14 protein-coding genes and 1 pseudogene are annotated in these 15,749 nt (G+C 72.0%); 12 read left to right on the top strand and 3 right to left on the bottom strand.

The features are described 5' to 3' along the window. Positions 1 to 60: 60 nt before the first annotated feature. A complete protein-coding gene (locus tag IE237_RS27775) occupies positions 61 to 1,008 on the bottom strand; it encodes an RNA polymerase sigma-70 factor (protein WP_189804854.1) in 948 nt (315 codons plus the stop codon). Between the two features lie 145 nt (positions 1,009 to 1,153). Here IE237_RS27775 and IE237_RS27770 point away from each other — a divergent pair, with 145 nt between their 5' ends. From IE237_RS27770 to IE237_RS27720, 11 genes are all read left to right on the top strand, one after another. Then, a complete protein-coding gene (locus IE237_RS27770) occupies positions 1,154 to 1,519 on the top strand; it encodes a PH domain-containing protein (protein ID WP_017240499.1) in 366 nt (121 codons plus the stop codon). Between the two features lie 124 nt (positions 1,520 to 1,643). Further along, entirely contained in the window at positions 1,644 to 2,471 is an 828-nt protein-coding gene (locus tag IE237_RS27765; RefSeq protein WP_189804853.1) for a BRO family protein, read from the top strand. A gap of 221 nt (positions 2,472 to 2,692) precedes the next feature. Next, a complete protein-coding gene (locus tag IE237_RS27760) occupies positions 2,693 to 3,559 on the top strand; it encodes a DUF2797 domain-containing protein (protein WP_189804852.1) in 867 nt (288 codons plus the stop codon). 85 nt (positions 3,560 to 3,644) lie between these two features. Continuing rightward, entirely contained in the window at positions 3,645 to 3,980 is a 336-nt protein-coding gene (locus tag IE237_RS27755; RefSeq protein ID WP_189804851.1) for an antibiotic biosynthesis monooxygenase family protein, read from the top strand. Beyond that, positions 3,967 to 4,842 carry an amidohydrolase family protein gene (locus IE237_RS27750; protein WP_189804850.1) on the top strand — a complete coding sequence of 292 codons (876 nt, stop codon included), beginning with the start codon at positions 3,967 to 3,969 and terminating at the stop codon, positions 4,840 to 4,842. Before IE237_RS27755 ends, IE237_RS27750 begins: the two co-directional genes overlap by 14 nt. An 83-nt stretch (positions 4,843 to 4,925) precedes the next feature. Next, on the top strand, positions 4,926 to 5,669 hold the full coding sequence (locus IE237_RS27745) for a response regulator transcription factor (RefSeq protein WP_370468292.1): 744 nt from the start codon (positions 4,926 to 4,928) through the stop codon (positions 5,667 to 5,669). 5 nt (positions 5,670 to 5,674) lie between these two features. Further along, the gene (locus tag IE237_RS27740; protein ID WP_189804849.1) at positions 5,675 to 7,207 is read left to right on the top strand and encodes a sensor histidine kinase; all 1,533 of its coding nucleotides are present in this window, start codon (positions 5,675 to 5,677) and stop codon (positions 7,205 to 7,207) included. A gap of 26 nt (positions 7,208 to 7,233) precedes the next feature. After that, on the top strand, positions 7,234 to 8,505 hold the full coding sequence (locus IE237_RS27735) for a bifunctional glycosyltransferase family 2/GtrA family protein (RefSeq protein ID WP_189804848.1): 1,272 nt from the start codon (positions 7,234 to 7,236) through the stop codon (positions 8,503 to 8,505). Next, positions 8,502 to 10,673: an ArnT family glycosyltransferase gene (locus IE237_RS27730; protein ID WP_189804847.1), complete on the top strand. Its 2,172-nt coding sequence runs from the start codon at positions 8,502 to 8,504 to the stop codon at positions 10,671 to 10,673. The genes IE237_RS27735 and IE237_RS27730 overlap by 4 nt, the downstream gene beginning before the upstream one ends. A gap of 75 nt (positions 10,674 to 10,748) precedes the next feature. Then, positions 10,749 to 12,275 carry an MFS transporter gene (locus IE237_RS27725; RefSeq protein ID WP_189804846.1) on the top strand — a complete coding sequence of 509 codons (1,527 nt, stop codon included), beginning with the start codon at positions 10,749 to 10,751 and terminating at the stop codon, positions 12,273 to 12,275. Positions 12,276 to 12,310: 35 nt separating this feature from the next. Beyond that, positions 12,311 to 13,084 carry a TetR/AcrR family transcriptional regulator gene (locus tag IE237_RS27720; protein WP_189804845.1) on the top strand — a complete coding sequence of 258 codons (774 nt, stop codon included), beginning with the start codon at positions 12,311 to 12,313 and terminating at the stop codon, positions 13,082 to 13,084. Positions 13,085 to 13,208: 124 nt separating this feature from the next. On the opposite strand, the pseudogene IE237_RS27715 reads toward IE237_RS27720, so the two are convergent. Beyond that, positions 13,209 to 14,726 (bottom strand): annotated as a pseudogene (locus IE237_RS27715) (MDR family MFS transporter); the annotation flags it as partial. 86 nt (positions 14,727 to 14,812) lie between these two features. Then, positions 14,813 to 15,256 carry a MarR family winged helix-turn-helix transcriptional regulator gene (locus IE237_RS27710; protein WP_189804843.1) on the bottom strand — a complete coding sequence of 148 codons (444 nt, stop codon included), beginning with the start codon at positions 15,254 to 15,256 and terminating at the stop codon, positions 14,813 to 14,815. Between the two features lie 159 nt (positions 15,257 to 15,415). Here IE237_RS27710 and IE237_RS27705 point away from each other — a divergent pair, with 159 nt between their 5' ends. Further along, on the top strand, positions 15,416 to 15,649 hold the full coding sequence (locus IE237_RS27705) for a hypothetical protein (protein ID WP_189804842.1): 234 nt from the start codon (positions 15,416 to 15,418) through the stop codon (positions 15,647 to 15,649). The last annotated feature ends 100 nt before the right edge of the window (positions 15,650 to 15,749 follow it).

The following is a 15,749-nucleotide window of genomic DNA, read 5'->3' as shown; positions in this document are numbered from 1 at the left end:
CAGCCCGACGATTCCTGACAGGAGTGGGATGTGACCTGGGTCACATGACGGCGGGAGGGGTCAGAAGGCCGCTTCCAGCAGCGGGGCGTCGTGGTCCGTGGCCGCCCAGTGCCGTGTCGCGCGTTCGAGCTTGTCGGGGTTCACCTGGTTGCGGAAGGCGGTGATGCCCTCGGCGGTGACCTCCAGGCACATGACGCCGACGACCCGGCCGTCGAGCACCGCCACGAGCGCGGGGGCGCCGTTGGCGGTCGTGGCGTGGACGGCGGGCGATCCGCCGATGAGGTTGCGCTTGGCGATGCCGGGCTTGAAGAGGCCCCGCAGGAACGTCGCGACCGCGAGGGCGCCCTCGAACGCCTTGGCGCGCGCCGGGACCTTGCCGCCGCCGTCGCCGATCGCGATGGCGTCTCCCGTCAGCAGCCGTACGAGCGGCTCGGTGTGGCCGCTGGTGGCGGCCGCGAGGAACTCCTCGACGATCCGCCGGGCTTCGGCCTCGTCGATCTCGGTGCGGGCCTTGCCGTCGGCGACGTGCTTCTTGGCCCGGTGGAAGATCTGCTGGCTGGAGGCCTCGCTGATGTCGAGGATCTCGGCGATCTCCCGGTGCGGGTAGTCGAAGGCCTCCCGCAGCACGTACACCGCGCGTTCGTTGGGGGAGAGGCGCTCCATGACGGCGAGGACCGCGTACGAGACGGATTCGCGCTGCTCGACGGTGTCGGCGGGGCCGAGCATCGGGTCGCCGACCAGGAGCGGTTCGGGCAGCCACTCGCCCACGTAGGTCTCGCGCCGGGCGCGGGCCGAGGTGAGCTGGTTGAGGCAGAGGTTGGTGAGGACCTTCGTCAGCCAGGCCTCGGGGACCTCGACGCGGTCGACGTCGGCGGCCTGCCAGCGCAGGAAGGTGTCCTGCACGGCGTCCTCGGCCTCGCTCGCCGAGCCGAGGAGGCGGTACGCGATCGCCTCCAGGCGGGGCCGTGAGGCCTCGAACCGGTCCACGTCGTTCATGGTCAGAGCCATGGTCGGGATCCTAGTCCGGGCGGGTGCGCGGCGGCAGGTCCCCAGGGGCCGCCCGATGTCGTGAGGCCGTGCCCTGGTGGGTGGTTCGGTGTGGGCGTTAGGGTCGGATGATCTTTCTTTCTCATCGGATGTGGGGGTTTGGGGCATGGCGCTCTTCGGGAACGCGCACGCGATCGATCCGGCGCAGGCGCAGCAGGACTTCGCGCGGCTGCTCGGGCAGGGGGAGCAGGTGCACGCCGCGTACCTGCTGATCCGGGACACGATCTTCTTCACCGACCGGCGGCTCGTGCTCGTCGACAAGCAGGGGATCACCGGCAAGAAGGTCGAGTACCACTCGATCCCGTACCGGAGCATCACGCACTTCGCCGTGGAGACGGCCGGCACGTTCGACCTGGACGCCGAGCTGAAGATCTGGATCTCGGGCAGCCAGCTGCCGGTCCAGAAGACCTTCACCAAGGGCGTCGACATCTACGAGGTGCAGGCGATCCTCACGCAGTTCGTCGCCAAGTAGGCGGACCGAGGGGAGGGTTCCCGGGGAAATCCCCGGGAACCCTCCCCTTTTGGGTGAACCTGTCTGATTTGCATGTCAGTTGAATATGCCCTCGGCCTAGCTTGCGTGGCGGAGGTGATGATCGATGGACGCGATCGACATCGATGACCTGGTGTACGTCGCCACCGGAGCACGGCTGCGGCGGCTGACCGCACCGGACGGGGCCCACTGGTTCCCGGTGGTGGACGTGGCGAAACGCCTCGGGTACGCGGGGACGCGGGAGGCGCTGCGGACCGTGACGCTCCCTGAGGAGTGCCTGGCGGCCGCGCGGGACCTCGGCGGGGGCGCGGGCTTCCCCGGCCGGTCCACCGGCATCCGGGCATCGACCCGCATGGTCAGCCTGGAGGGGCTCGTCCAGCTCGTCGGGGCCTGCCGGAGACCGGAGGCCGGCCCGTTCCGGGCATGGACGGCGGGGCTGGTGGCGGCGGTCCAGCGATACGGCGGGTACGGGCTCGAACCCTCGCCGGTGCACGCCGGGTTCCTGCTGCCGCCGGAGCTCGTCGACGTCCTCGTCCGGCTGGAGGGGCGGTTCGACGAGGGGGCCGCCGTGTACGCCGAGCACGCCGAGTACGCGGAGCTGCTCCGCGAGACCCGGCAGAGCCTCTCCAGGGTCGCCGACTCCCTGGAGCGGCTCGCCGTTCCCCGCCAGCGCACCGGCGCCGCCGTCGCGCTCACCCCGCAGGAGCTCGTGGAGTCCTGGGCCATCACCGGGGACATGCGGACGGTCGCCTCCTGCCTGGCACCCGGGCTCGTCCGGGGAGGGGTGCGCTACCGGCCCCAGGACGTCACCCGCCGCACCGGGCTCTCGTGCGAGCGCGTCCGGGACTGCGTCCGTCTCCTCCTCGAACGCGGCTGCATGCGCGAGGTGGGCACACCGGCGCCGGACGGCACCCGCATCTACGTCCTGCCCTGAGGGGCGGCCGGGCGCCGCCACGAGGGTCCGCGTCCTCCTGGCCGGGGACCGGAAGCGGAGGTGGCGGAGACTGGACATCCAGGGAGCTGGGACATCCGGGGAGCTGGGACATCCAGGGAGCTGGGACATCAGGGGAGCTTGGGCATCCAGGGAGCTGGGACATCAGGGAGCTCGGGCATCCAGGGAGCTCGGGCATCCAGGGATTGGGAGGCGAGGGCGGCGTGGAGTGGTGGTGCCGGGGGATCGGCTGGGGCGGCGGGGCGCCCGGACTGCGGTGGCGGGGCGGGCGGGTCAGCACGCTCACCTACGGGCAGCGGCTCGCCTTCCGGGCGGTCGGGGTCAGGCGGTGCCCCGGGGCGCGGGGGAATCCCTGCCCCCTGGAGGCCGTCGTGCCCGGCCGGGCCACCGGCGGCCGGTGCCCGGAGTGCGCGCGGCTCGACCGGGCCCACTCCGTCGCGGCCGACATGATCGCGGACGACCCGCAGCCGTACCGCGTCTACCTGGCCTGGTTCGGGCCCGGGATGACCAAGGTGGGGATCACCGCCGAGGCCCGCGGCGAGGCCCGGCTCCTGGAGCAGGGGGCCGTCGCGTTCGGCTGGCTCGGCCGGGGCCCGCTGATGGCCGCCCGGCGCACCGAGGAGGTGCTGCGGCAGGCCCTCGGCGTGCCCGACCGGGTGGCGTACGAGCGGAAGCGGGCCGCCCGGCACGCCCTGCCGCCCGCCTCGGAGCGGGCCCGCGAGGTCGAGGAGCTGTACCGGCGCGCGCGGGCGGTCGGCGGCTGGACGGAGACCCTGGAGCCGCTGGAGCTCGCCGTGCGTGACCATGCGGGGGTGTTCCGTCTCGACGGACTTCCCCGGCTCGACGGCACGGTCGCCGAGCTCGTCGGCGGCGGGGTCGTGGCCGGGCGGCTGCTCGCCGCCGCCGGTCCCGACCTGCACCTTCTCGCCCCGGACGGGCGGTGCCTCGCGCTCGACACCCGGCTCATGGGCGGCTGGATGCTGGACGCCGCCGGGGAGGAGGACGCCTTCTCGGTGCCGGTGACGGCGGCGGCTCCGGTGGCGGAGAGTGCCCAGGAAGGGCTCTTCTGACGTTCGGGTCCCGCTTCGTAAAGTCTTGGATCCCTTTCCCCGGCCTCCGTGGACTTTCCGCCGCCGCCCCGGCGAGGGTGATCACATGACCCAGAAGCTGGTGGCGGGCCTCGAACCGCCCTACTACACCGCCGTGTTCACCTCCGTCCGCCCCGACGCCCCCGAGGGCTACGCCGAGACCGCCGTCCGGATGCAGGAGATCGTCCGGGACATCCCCGGCTTCCTCGGCTACGAGTCGGCCCGTACCCCCGGCGGCATCGGCATCACCGTCGCCTACTTCCGCGACTTGGAGTCCCTGGACGGCTGGCGCCTCCACACCGAGCACCAGGCCGCCAAGGCGTACGGGCGGGAGCACTGGTACGACAGCTACAGCGTCCACATCGGCAAGGTCGAGCGGAGCTACGGCTATGAGCGCGAGTGAGACGGAGGCACTGCTGACGCGGCTGGGGATCCCCGGACTCGTCGACGTGCACACGCATTTCATGCCGCAGAACGTCCTCGACAAGGTCTGGGCGTACTTCGACGCCGTCGGTCCGCTGACCGGCGTGGAGTGGCCCATCACCTACCGCGAGGAGGAGGAGCGCCGGCTCGCCCTCCTGCGCGGGTTCGGTGCCGTCGCCTTCACCGCGATGCTCTACCCGCACAAGCCCGGCATGGGCGCCTGGCTGAACTCCTGGGCCGCCGACTTCGCCGCCCGCACCCCGGACTGCCTGCACACGGCCACCCTCTTCCCCGAGCCGGGCGTCGGCGCGTACGTCCACCGGGCGCTCGACGCCGGCGCCCGGGTCTTCAAGGTGCACCTCCAGGTCGGCGGCTTCGACCCGAACGACATCGAGCTCGACAGCTCCTGGGGCGCCCTGGCCGACAGCGGCACTCCCGTCGTCGTGCACTGCGGCTCCGGTCCGAGCCCGGGGAACTTCACCGGTCCCGGGCCGATGCGGCGGCTGCTCGCCCGGCATCCCCGGCTGCGGGTGATCGTCGCGCACATGGGGATGCCGGAGTACAGCGACTTCCTCGATCTGGCCCAGCGGTACGAGGGCGTCCACCTCGACACCACCATGGCCTTCACGGACTTCAGCGAACGGCTCGCGCCCTTCCCCGCGGCCGAGGTCGAGCGGCTGCTCGACCTCGGCGACCGGATCCTCCTCGGCTCGGACTTCCCGAACATCCCGTATCCGTACGTCCACCAGCTCCACGCCCTCGAACGCCTCGGGCTCGGGGACGACTGGCTCCGGCGGGTCCTGTACGAGAACGGGGCCGCGCTGTTTCACGTGAAACCTTGATCCCGTGAGGCCCGGCCCCTTTCTCAGGGAATTCACAGGAAAGGGCAAGGGGCCTCTCAGCGGCGATGGACACCGTGGACGCCATGACCGTCACCACACGCCGCACCGGCACCCACGCCGACATGCTCCGCGCCGACGGAACCGCCGTCCGGGTGCTCGTCGTCGACGACGAGGCCTCGCTCGCCGAGCTGCTCTCGATGGCCCTGCGCTACGAGGGCTGGCAGGTCCGCAGCGCCGGGGACGGGGCCGCCGCCCTCCGCTCCGCGCGCGAGTTCCGGCCCGATGCCGTCATCCTCGACGTCATGCTCCCGGACGTCGACGGACTGAGCCTGCTCGGCTCGATCCGTCGCGAGCTGCCCGACGTACCCGTGCTGTTCCTGACCGCGAAGGACGCCGTCGAGGACCGTATCGCCGGGCTCACGGCCGGCGGCGACGACTACGTCACCAAGCCCTTCAGCCTGGAGGAGGTCGTCGCCCGGCTGCGCGGCCTCATCCGCAGGTCCGGGGCCGCGCAGACGCGCAGCGAGTCACTGCTCGCCGTCGGGGACCTGACCCTCGACGAGGACAGCCACGAGGTCACCCGGGGCGGTGACTCCATCCACCTCACCGCGACCGAGTTCGAGCTGCTGCGCTACCTCATGCGCAATCCGCGTCGGGTGCTCAGCAAGGCGCAGATCCTCGACCGGGTCTGGTCGTACGACTTCGGCGGCCAGGCCAACGTCGTCGAGCTCTACATCTCCTACCTGCGCCGGAAGATCGACGCGGGCCGCTCGCCGATGATCCACACCCGGCGCGGGGCGGGCTATCTGATCAAGCCCGGGGAGTAGCGTCCGTGCGCGTACGAGGGGGGCGGCCGTGGTCGCTGCGGACGCGGCTCGTCGTCTCGGCGGTCGCGCTGATCGCGGTCGTCGCGACCGTGATCGGGACGGTGACGACCATCGCGTTCCGCTCCTACCTGTACGACCAGGCCGACGAGCAGGTCCGCACCGTCGCGTCACGGGCGGCGGGCCCGCCGGCCGCCATGGCCCCGGTGCCCGGTCTGCCCGACCCGGGCCGCCTGAAGGAGCCGCTCGCCTTCGTCCAGGGGCCCGGCGCCCCCATAGGAACCCTCGGCGCGGTCCTCGTGGACGGCGAGGTGACCACGGCCGGGTACTCGACGGAGGCCGAGGACAGCACGACGTCCGGGCGGAACATACGGACCAGCGCGCTCGACGAGGCACAGCGGGCCGCGCTCGCCGCCGTCCCCCGCGACAGCCGGCCGCACACCGTCGAACTGCCCGGCGGACTCGGCTCGTACCGGGTCGAGTACGCGGTCGGCGTGCACGGCGAGTTCCTCACCGGCATCCCCCTCGCCGAGGTCGAGGACGCCCTCTCCACCCTCGTCCTCGTCGAGCTGAGCGTCACCGGCGCCGGGCTCGTCGCGGCCTCGCTCGCCGGGACCGTGCTCGTCCGGATCGCCCTCCGCCCGCTGCGGCGGGTCGCCGCCACCGCCCGTCAGGTCGCCCGGCTCCCGCTGCACAGCGGGGAGGTGGCGCTCCATCAGCGGGTCCCGGAGGCGGAGGCGGACCCGCGCACCGAGGTCGGCCAGGTCGGCGCGGCCCTCAACCGGATGCTCGACCACGTCCACTCGGCCCTCGACTCCCGCCAGCAGAGCGAGACCCGGGTACGGCAGTTCGTCGCGGACGCCAGCCACGAGCTGCGCACCCCGCTCGCCTCGATCCGGGGGTACGCGGAGCTCACCCGGCGCGGCCGTGAGAATTGCGGCCCCGACACCCGGCACGCCCTGGGCAGGATCGAGTCCGAGGCGACCCGGATGACGGGCCTGGTCGAGGACCTCCTGCTGCTCGCCCGGCTCGACGCCGGCCGCCCGCTCTCGTACGAGACGACCGAGCTCGTCCCGCTCGTCGTGGACGCCGTCAGCGACGCCCGCGCCGCGGGCCCCGACCACCACTGGCGGCTCGAACTGCCCACGGACAGCGCGGTCGTACGGGCCGACGGCGCCCGGCTCCAGCAGGTCCTGGTCAACCTCCTCGCCAACGCCCGCACCCACACCCCGCCCGGCACCAAGGTCACCGCACGCGTGCGCACGGAGGCCGCGTGGACGTGCGTCGACGTCGAGGACGACGGCCCCGGCGTTCCGCCCGAGCTGCTCCCCGCCGTCTTCGAGCGCTTCGCGCGCGGCGACGCCTCCCGCTCCCGCCACGCCGGATCCACCGGCCTCGGCCTCGCCATCGTCCGCGCGGTCGTGCAGGCGCACGGCGGCGAGGTGGCGGTCGAGAGCACCCCCGGCCGGACCGTCTTCACCGTCCGGCTCCCCGCCGCACAGGACTCACAGCCGCGGCACAGGCTCATCACACAGCCGTGACAGCGGGGCCCGGGAGGGTCCCTGTCATGCGAACCCAAACCATCGGGGAAGCCCTTCCCGCCCGGGAGCACCTGCCGGTGAGCGTGGCCGGACGGCCCGTCCTGGACGTGGTGATCCCCGTCTACAACGAGGAGAAGGACCTGGAGCCGTGCGTCCGCCGGCTCCACGAGCACCTCCTCCGGACCTTCCCGTACGGCTTCCGCATCACCGTCGCCGACAACGCCTCCACCGACACCACGCCCGACGTCGCGGCCGCCCTCGCCGCCGAGGTGCCCGAGGTCCGCTCCGTACGGCTGGAGCAGAAGGGCCGCGGCCGGGCGCTGCGGACCGTGTGGTCGGCCTCGGACGCGCCCGTCCTCGCCTACATGGACGTGGACCTGTCCACCGACCTCAACGCGCTGCTCCCGCTGGTCGCGCCGCTCATCTCCGGCCACTCGGACCTGGCGATCGGCTCCCGGCTCTCCCGCTCCTCGCGGGTGGTGCGCGGGCCGAAGCGGGAGTTCATCTCCCGCGCCTACAACCTGATCCTGCGCTCCTCGCTCGCCGCCCGGTTCTCCGACGCGCAGTGCGGCTTCAAGGCCATACGGCGGGAGGTCGCGGAGCGGCTGCTGCCGATGGTGGAGGACACCGGCTGGTTCTTCGACACCGAGATGCTGGTCCTCGCCGAGCGGGCCGGGCTGCGCATCCACGAGGTGCCGGTCGACTGGGTCGACGACCCCGACTCGACCGTCCACATCGTGCGGACCGCCACCGACGACCTGAAGGGCGTGTGGCGCGTGGGGCGGGCCCTCGCGACCGGTTCGCTGCCGCTCGACCGGCTCGCCCGGCCCTTCGGCGACGACCCCAGGGACCGCGAGCTGAACGGTGTCCCGGGCGGCCTCGCCCGCCAGCTCGTCGGCTTCTGCGTGGTCGGGGTCCTGTCCACGCTCTTCTACCTGGCGCTGTACTCGGCCTTCCGCCTCGGCGTCGGCCCGCAGCTCGCCAACGCCGCCGCCCTCCTGGTCTCCGCCGTCGCGAACACGGCCGCAAACCGGCGCCTCACCTTCGGCGTGCGGGGCCGGGACCGGGCCGTCCGCCACCAGGCGCAGGGGCTCGTGGTCTTCGCCATCGGCCTCGCCCTGACCAGCGGTTCGCTCGCCGCCCTGGGCGCGGCGAGCGGCGATCCGGCGCACTCCACCGAGCTCGCCGTGCTGATCGTCGCCAACCTCGCCGCGACCGTCCTGCGCTTCCTCCTCTTCCGGCTCTGGGTCTTCCCCGAGCGGCCGGCCCCGCAGACCTCCTCAAGGAACGAACGATGACCACTCTGTCCACCGCCGTCCCCGCGGCGCCGCGCGACGGCCGGCCCGCCCGGCTGTGGCGCGGACGCGCCGAGGACGCCCCCTGGGTCCGGCCCGCCCTCCTCGGTCTGCTCGTCGCCACCGGACTGCTCTACCTGTGGAACCTGAGCGCCTCGGGATACGCCAACTCCTTCTACTCCGCGGCCGTCCAGGCGGGCGGCGAGAGCTGGAAGGCCTTCTTCTTCGGCTCCCTCGACGCGGCCAACGCCATCACGGTCGACAAGCCGCCGGCCGCCCTCTGGCCGATGGCCCTCTCCGTCCGCCTCTTCGGGCTCGGCTCCTGGCAGATCCTCGTGCCCGAGGTGCTCATGGGCGTGGGCACGGTCGCCGTGCTCTACGCGGCCGTCCGGCGCCGGTTCGGCGCGGGCGCGGGCCTGATCGCGGGCGCGGTCCTCGCACTGACGCCGGTCGCCGCGCTGATGTTCCGCTTCAACAACCCGGACGCGCTGCTCGCGCTGCTCATGACGGTCGCGGTGTACTGCGCGCTGCGCGCCCTGGAGCGGGAGCGGGGCGCCGCGAAGTGGCTCATGTGGGCGGGTGTGGCCTTCGGGCTCGCGTTCCTCGCGAAGACCCTCCAGGCCTTCCTGATCCTGCCGCCGCTCGCGCTCGTGTACCTGGTGTGCGCGCCGGGCGGCTTCGGGCGGCGGCTCGGCCGGCTCGCGCTGGGCGGGCTCGCGATGCTCGTCTCGGCGGGCTGGTGGGTGGCCCTGGTCGAGCTGTGGCCGGCGTCCTCGCGTCCGTACGTCGGCGGCTCGCAGAACAACAGCTTCCTGGAGCTGACCTTCGGCTACAACGGTCTCGGCCGCATCAACGGCGACGAGACCGGCAGTGTCGGCGGCGGGGGTCCCGGCGGTGGCGCGGGCGGGGGCCGCTGGGGCGAGACCGGGATCGTCCGGATGTTCAACGACTCGGTCGGCGGTCAGATCTCCTGGCTGCTGCCGGCCGCGCTGATCCTGCTCGTCGCGGGACTCGTGGTCACCTGGCGGGCGCCCCGGACGGACACGGCGCGCTCCGCGTTCCTGGTGTGGGGCGGTGCGCTCCTGATGACGCTCGCCGTGTTCAGCTTCATGGCCGGCATCTTCCACGAGTACTACACGGTGGCCCTGGCCCCGTATGTCGCGGCGCTCGTCGGTATGGGCGCGGCGGTGCTGTGGGAGGAGCGCACGCGGTGGCTCGCCTCGGCGGCGCTCGCCGTGGCGGTGGCGGTGACGGCCTGGTGGGCCTGGACGCTGCTCGGCCGTACGCCGGACTGGCTGCCGTGGCTGCGCTGGACGGTTCTGGCGGCCGGCGCGGTGGCCGCCCTGGGGCTGCTGTTCGCGGGCCGGGTCGACCGGCGGCTCGGGCTCGCGGTGGCGGGCCTCGGCCTGGCGGCGGGCCTCGCGGGGCCGTTCGCGTACACGCTGGAGACGGTGAACGCCGGGCACCAGGGCTCGATCGTGACGGCGGGCCCGGCGGGCGGCGCGATGGGCGGCCGGGGTCCGGGCGGCGGCCGGCTCTTCGAGGGCGGCGGGATGACACCGCCGGGAGGCCAGGGCGGTCAGGGTGGCCAGATGCCGGGCGGTCAGATGCCCGGTGGTCAGATGCCGGGCGGTCAGATGCCGGCCGGTCAGGGTGGTCAGATGCAGGGCGGTCAGATGCCCGGCGGCCAGGGCCAGGGGCGCGGTTTCCCCGGTGGCACCCCGCCCCAGGGGATGACCCGGGGCGAGGGACGCGGGGGCGGCGGCATGGGCGGCCTGCTCAACGGCGCCAGTGTCGGTACGGAGGCGAAGGCCGCGCTCCTCGCGGACGCCGACGCGTACACCTGGGTCGCGGCCACGGTCGGCGCGCAGAACGCCGCCAGCTACCAGCTCGCCACGGAGAAGCCGGTCATGGCGATCGGCGGCTTCAACGGCAGCGACCCGTCCCCGACGCTCGACGCGTTCAAGCGGTACGTCGCCGAGGGGAAGATCCACTACTTCATCGGAAGCGGCGAAGGCGGCGCCGGCGGTGAGGGTGCCGGCGAGGACGGCGGCCGCATGGGCGGCGGCGGTCCCGGCGGCGACTCCGAGATCTCCACCTGGGTGTCGGAGACCTTCGAGAAGGTCACGGTCGACGGCGCGACCTTCTACGACCTGACCGAGAAGAAATAATCCCTATACAGCGTACGAGAGTCCTTGTACGGTGTACGAGAACTGGTCCCGTACACCGTACAAGGAGTCCTGCCCATGACGGCGACGACCGCCGCGACCGAACAGACCGCCACCGGCGGCCACCCGCAGCGCTGGCTGATCCTCGGCGTCATCTGCCTCGCCCAGCTCACCGTGCTGCTCGACAACACCGTGCTCAGCGTGGCCATCCCCTCGCTGACCTCCGAACTCCACGCGTCCACCACCGACATCCAGTGGATGATCAACGCGTACTCGCTCGTCCAGTCCGGCCTGCTCCTCACCGCCGGCAACGCGGCCGACCGCTACGGCCGCAAGAAGCTCCTCGCCGCCGGTCTCGCGCTCTTCGGCCTCGGCTCGCTCGCCGCCGGCCTCGCCGGCTCCACCGCGCAACTGATCGCCGCCCGCGCGGGCATGGGCGTCGGCGGCGCGCTCCTGATGACCACCACCCTCGCCGTCGTCATGCAGATCTTCGACGACTCGGAGCGGGTCAAGGCCATCGCGCTGTGGGCCACCGTCGGTTCGCTCGGCTTCGCCGCCGGGCCGCTGATCGGCGGCGCCATCCTCAACCACTTCTGGTGGGGGATGATCTTCCTGATCAACATCCCGGTCGCGCTCGTCGGCGTGATCGCCGTGGTCAAGCTGGTCCCCGAGTCCAAGAACCCCCAGGGCGAGCGTCCCGACCTGGTCGGCGCGCTGCTCTCCACCATCGGCATGACCGCCGCCGTGTACGCCATCATCACCGGCCCCGAGCACGGCTGGACCTCCGCCGAGGTGCTGGTCCCGGCGGTCGTCGGCGTCGCCGTCCTCGTCGCCTTCGCCCGGTGGGAGCTGCACGTCCCGTACCCCATGCTCGACATGCACTTCTTCCGCAACCAGAAGTTCGTCGGTGCCGTCGCCGGCGCGATCCTGGTCATGTTCGGCATGGGCGGCTCGCTCTTCCTGCTCACCCAGCACCTGCAGTTCGTCCTCGGCTACGAGCCGCTGGAGGCCGGTCTGCGCATGGCACCGCTCGCCCTGACCGTGGTCGCGCTCAACCTCACCGGCGTCGGCCCCAGGATCGTGATGAAGCTCGGCACCGCGCCCACGGTGGCCGTCGGCATGACCCTCGTCGCGGCCGGTCTCGCCTCGATCGCCCTGATCGGCGGCGGTACGAGCAGCAGTTACTGGGGGATGCTCCTGGGTCTGGTCCTGATGGGCATCGGCCTCGCGGTCTCCAACCCGGCCATGGCCAACGCCATCATGAGCGCCATCCCGCCGGAGAAGGCAGGCGTGGGCGCCGGCGTCAACGGCACCCTCGCCGAGTTCGGCAACGGCCTGGGCGTCGCCGTCCTCGGAGCCGTGCTCAACGCGCGCTTCGCCGCCCTGGTCGCCGTCACCGCGACCTCGCTGCCCGCCGCCGTCGCGGCGGCCGGGAACGACGCCGAACGGGCGCAGATCTCGGACGCCTTCGCCTCCGGCCTCCAGACCAGCCAGCTGGTCGGCGCGATCGCCGTCTTCGCCGGCGGTCTCCTCGCGGCGGCCCTGCTCAGGCGGGCCGAACGCGTGGAGAAGGCCGTGACGCCCGAGCAGCCGGTCGCTGCCTAGCATGGTGACGGACCGCTGACAGACGGAGGAACGCGATGGTCAAGGCAGCCGATCGGGCCAAGAACCCGGCGCGTTCCAGCGTCTGGCTGGAGAAGAGGGCCGCCCGCAGCGGCGGCGGCCCGGCCGGGCTCGACCGGGACCGCATCGTCGCCGCGTCCATCCGGATGCTCGACGAGGAGGGCCTGGCCAAGCTGTCGATGCGCAAGCTCGCGACCGAGCTGGGCGTCACGGCCATGTCCCTCTACTGGTACGTGGACACCAAGGACGACATCCTCGAGTACGCCATGGACAGCGTCTACGGCGAGATCGACCTGGCGGCGGTCGACGCCGCCGCGGACTGGCGGGACCGGATCCGCCTGCTCGCCCTGGACTACCGGCGGATGCTCGTCCGTCACGGGTGGATGTCGCCGAGCGCCGGCCAGTACCTCAACATCGGCCCGAACGCGATCGCCGTCGGCCAGAAGATCCACGACACGGTCGCGGAGACCGGCCTCTCGCTGGACCGCCGGCCGAGCGCGATGTCGGCGGTCTTCCAGTTCGTCTACGGCTACGGGACGGTCGAGTCCCAGTTCGGCCGGCGCGCGGCGGAGGCCGGCATGTCCCAGGACGAGTTCTACGTGGAGTCGGTGAACGCCTTCCGTGACGACACGGACCTCGCGGAGCAGGTCGAGGGGCTGAAGGAGATCCTCGACGAGCGGACCTCGCACGACAGCCTCAGCGTCATCTGGGACCGCGACTTCGGCTACGCCCTGGACGTCCTGATCGCCGGCATCGAGGTCATGGTGGCGCGCGAGGCCGAGGGCGCCTGAGGACGGACATGACGGAGCGGCGGGCCGTCCCCTGCCCGCCGCTCCGTTCCCGACCCGGCCGCGCCTCCGCTCGAAGCGCGGCCGGGAGCTTTTCCTAGGCCGTCTCGGCGACCTTCTCGGTGACCTTCTCCGCGGCCTTCTCCGTGTTGCTCTTCAGCGCGACCTCCTTGATGAAGAGCGTCACCACGAAGGCGAGCAGCGCGAACGGCGCCGAGTAGAGGAAGACGTCGGCGACACCGTGGCCGTACGCGTCCTCCATGACCGTGCGGATCGGGGCCGGCAGCTTGTCCATGTCGGGGATGCCGCCGCCGGAGCCGCCCTTGCCCATGGCGGCCGCGGCCTTCGGGCCGAGCTCGGCCATGCCCTCCTTCACGTAGTCCGTGACCCGGTGGGCCATGACCGCGCCGAGCGCCGAGACACCGACGGCACCGCCCAGCGAGCGGAAGAAGGTGACGACGGAGGAGGCGGCGCCGAGGTCGGCGGGGGCCACCTGGTTCTGGGTGCAGAGCACCAGGTTCTGCATCATCATGCCGAGGCCGAGGCCGAGGACCGCCATGAAGAGCGCGATGTGCCAGTACGCCGTGTCGTAGCGGATCGTGCCGAGCAGACCGAGACCGCCGGCGGCCAGGGCGCCACCGCTGACCAGCCACGCCTTCCAGCGGCCCGTCTTGGTGATGATCAGGCCGGAGACGGTGGAGGAGACGAACAGGCCCGCGATCATCGGGATGGTGAGGACGCCGGACATCGTCGGCGACTCGTTCCGCGCCAGCTGGAAGTACTGGCTGAAGAAGACCGTGCCGGCGAACATCGCGACGCCCACGAAGAGCGAGGCGAGGGAGGCGAGGGTGATCGTCCGGTTGCGGAAGAGGCGGAGCGGGATGATCGGCTCGCTCGCCTTCGACTCGACGAGCACGAAGATCCCGCCGAGGGCGATCGAGCCGAGGACCATGACGGCCGTCTGCCAGGACATCCAGTCGTACTTGTCGCCCGCGAAGGTGACCCAGATGAGGAGCAGGGAGACGGCGGCGCTGATGAAGAAGGCGCCGGCCCAGTCGACCTTGACCTGACGCTTCACGACGGGGAGCTTCAGGGTCTTCTGCAGGACGATCAGGGCGATGATCGCGAAGGGCACGCCGACGTAGAAGCACCAGCGCCAGCCGAGCCAGTCGGTGTCGGTGATGACGCCGCCGAGCAGCGGGCCGCCGACGGTGGCGACGGCGAAGGTCGCGCCGAGGTAGCCGCTGTACCGGCCGCGCTCACGCGGGGCGATCATCGCGGCCAGGATGATCTGGGAGAGGGCGGTGAGACCGCCGACGCCGATGCCCTGGACGACACGGCAGGCGATGAGCATGCCGGTGCTCTGCGAGAGACCGGCGACGACCGAGCCCGCGACGTAGATGATCAGGGCTATCTGGACGAGCAGCTTCTTGGAGAAGAGGTCCGAGAGCTTGCCCCAGAGCGGGGTGGTCGCGGTCATCGCCAGGAGGGCGGCGGTCACGACCCAGGTGTAGGCGGACTGGCCGCCGTCCAGGTCGGTGATGATCTGGGGGAGGGCGTTGGAGACGATCGTCGAGGACAGGATGGCGACGAACATGCCGAGCAGCAGCCCGGACAGCGCCTCCATGATCTGCCGGTGTGTCATCGGGGCGGTCTCGCCGCCACCGGCACCGGTGAGGCCGTCCCGCACACCGGTGTCGGGCGTGGTCGTAGCCATGAACTTCCTTTTTCTCAAGCGTGGTGGGCCCGGCAGTCCCCGAAGGAGTCGCGGAGGCGGGCGAGCAGGTGCGTGAGGAGTTCGACGTCGTCGTCGGACCACTCCGCGAGGTTGCGGGAGAAGGCCTCGGTCACCCGGCGGTCGAGTTCGCCGAGCATCGCGTGGCCCGGTTCCGTGAGTCGCAGGATGCGGGAGCGCTTGTCGTCAGGGTCGGGCAGTCGCTCGATCCAGCCGTGTTCCACCGTGTGCGCCACATGGCGGCTGCACACGGACATGTCGACGGCCATCAGCTCGGCGAGACGGCTCATCCGCATGTCGCCGTGGTGCTTGACCAGGGCGAGCACGGCCGCCGAGCCGCCCTGGCATTCGACGGGCAGGACGCGGGCGAGTCCGCGCTTCACGGCTCCGATCGCACTCACCGAGCGGGCGAGGTCCTCGTACCTGTTCCGTGTCGCCATCGGGCACCCCCGTCCATCTTGTTGCTTAGGGCAACCATAGAGATGGATGGTTGCTTCAGGCAAACTAAATCGGTCAAACGGCGCTAAAGAATCGGCAAAGGCGGATCGGCGGTGCCGGGGCTTGGGCCCCCCACCCCGACTTCGCTAGGGTCCTGGCCCATGGCACACAACCCCCAAGCACCGTACGGCCAGGGCCAGCCCCCGCAGGGCCCCGAGGGTTACGACCCCGCCGGCAGCACGCAGATGTTCCGCGCCTTCGTCGACGAGGGCACCCCGCAGCGGCAGCAGCCGCAGGCCGTGGCTCAGTCGGGCGGCCCGCGGGTCGGCCTGATCGTGGGCGTCGTCGCGGTGATCGTCGTCCTCGCGGCCGTCGCCTGGCTGGCGCTGGGCTGAACCCTCTATCCCCGTGACGGTGGGCCGGATCCGCAGCACGCGGACCCGGCCCACCGTTCTTTTGTGCGGCTCTTCTGTGTGGCCGTTCTTCTACCCGGCC

Origin of the sequence: Streptomyces tanashiensis (genome assembly GCF_014648895.1) — a bacterium.
Classification (GTDB): domain Bacteria; phylum Actinomycetota; class Actinomycetes; order Streptomycetales; family Streptomycetaceae; genus Streptomyces; species Streptomyces tanashiensis.
The sequence above is the reverse complement of the archived record's forward strand: the minus strand, read 5'-3'. Positions and strand labels throughout refer to the sequence as shown.

What these genes read in the sequence shown, in the direction of transcription:
- IE237_RS27775 (WP_189804854.1), bottom strand. Translation starts at nt 1,008, where the DNA reads ATGGCTCTGACCATGAACGACGTGGACCGGTTCGAGGCCTCACGGCCC.
- IE237_RS27770 (WP_017240499.1), top strand. Translation starts at nt 1,154, where the DNA reads ATGGCGCTCTTCGGGAACGCGCACGCGATCGATCCGGCGCAGGCGCAG.
- IE237_RS27765 (WP_189804853.1), top strand. Translation starts at nt 1,644, where the DNA reads ATGGACGCGATCGACATCGATGACCTGGTGTACGTCGCCACCGGAGCA.
- IE237_RS27755 (WP_189804851.1), top strand. Translation starts at nt 3,645, where the DNA reads ATGACCCAGAAGCTGGTGGCGGGCCTCGAACCGCCCTACTACACCGCC.
- IE237_RS27750 (WP_189804850.1), top strand. Translation starts at nt 3,967, where the DNA reads ATGAGCGCGAGTGAGACGGAGGCACTGCTGACGCGGCTGGGGATCCCC.
- IE237_RS27745 (WP_370468292.1), top strand. Translation starts at nt 4,926, where the DNA reads ATGACCGTCACCACACGCCGCACCGGCACCCACGCCGACATGCTCCGC.
- IE237_RS27735 (WP_189804848.1), top strand. Translation starts at nt 7,234, where the DNA reads ATGCGAACCCAAACCATCGGGGAAGCCCTTCCCGCCCGGGAGCACCTG.
- IE237_RS27730 (WP_189804847.1), top strand. Translation starts at nt 8,502, where the DNA reads ATGACCACTCTGTCCACCGCCGTCCCCGCGGCGCCGCGCGACGGCCGG.
- IE237_RS27725 (WP_189804846.1), top strand. Translation starts at nt 10,749, where the DNA reads ATGACGGCGACGACCGCCGCGACCGAACAGACCGCCACCGGCGGCCAC.
- IE237_RS27720 (WP_189804845.1), top strand. Translation starts at nt 12,311, where the DNA reads ATGGTCAAGGCAGCCGATCGGGCCAAGAACCCGGCGCGTTCCAGCGTC.
- IE237_RS27710 (WP_189804843.1), bottom strand. Translation starts at nt 15,256, where the DNA reads ATGGCGACACGGAACAGGTACGAGGACCTCGCCCGCTCGGTGAGTGCG.
- IE237_RS27705 (WP_189804842.1), top strand. Translation starts at nt 15,416, where the DNA reads ATGGCACACAACCCCCAAGCACCGTACGGCCAGGGCCAGCCCCCGCAG.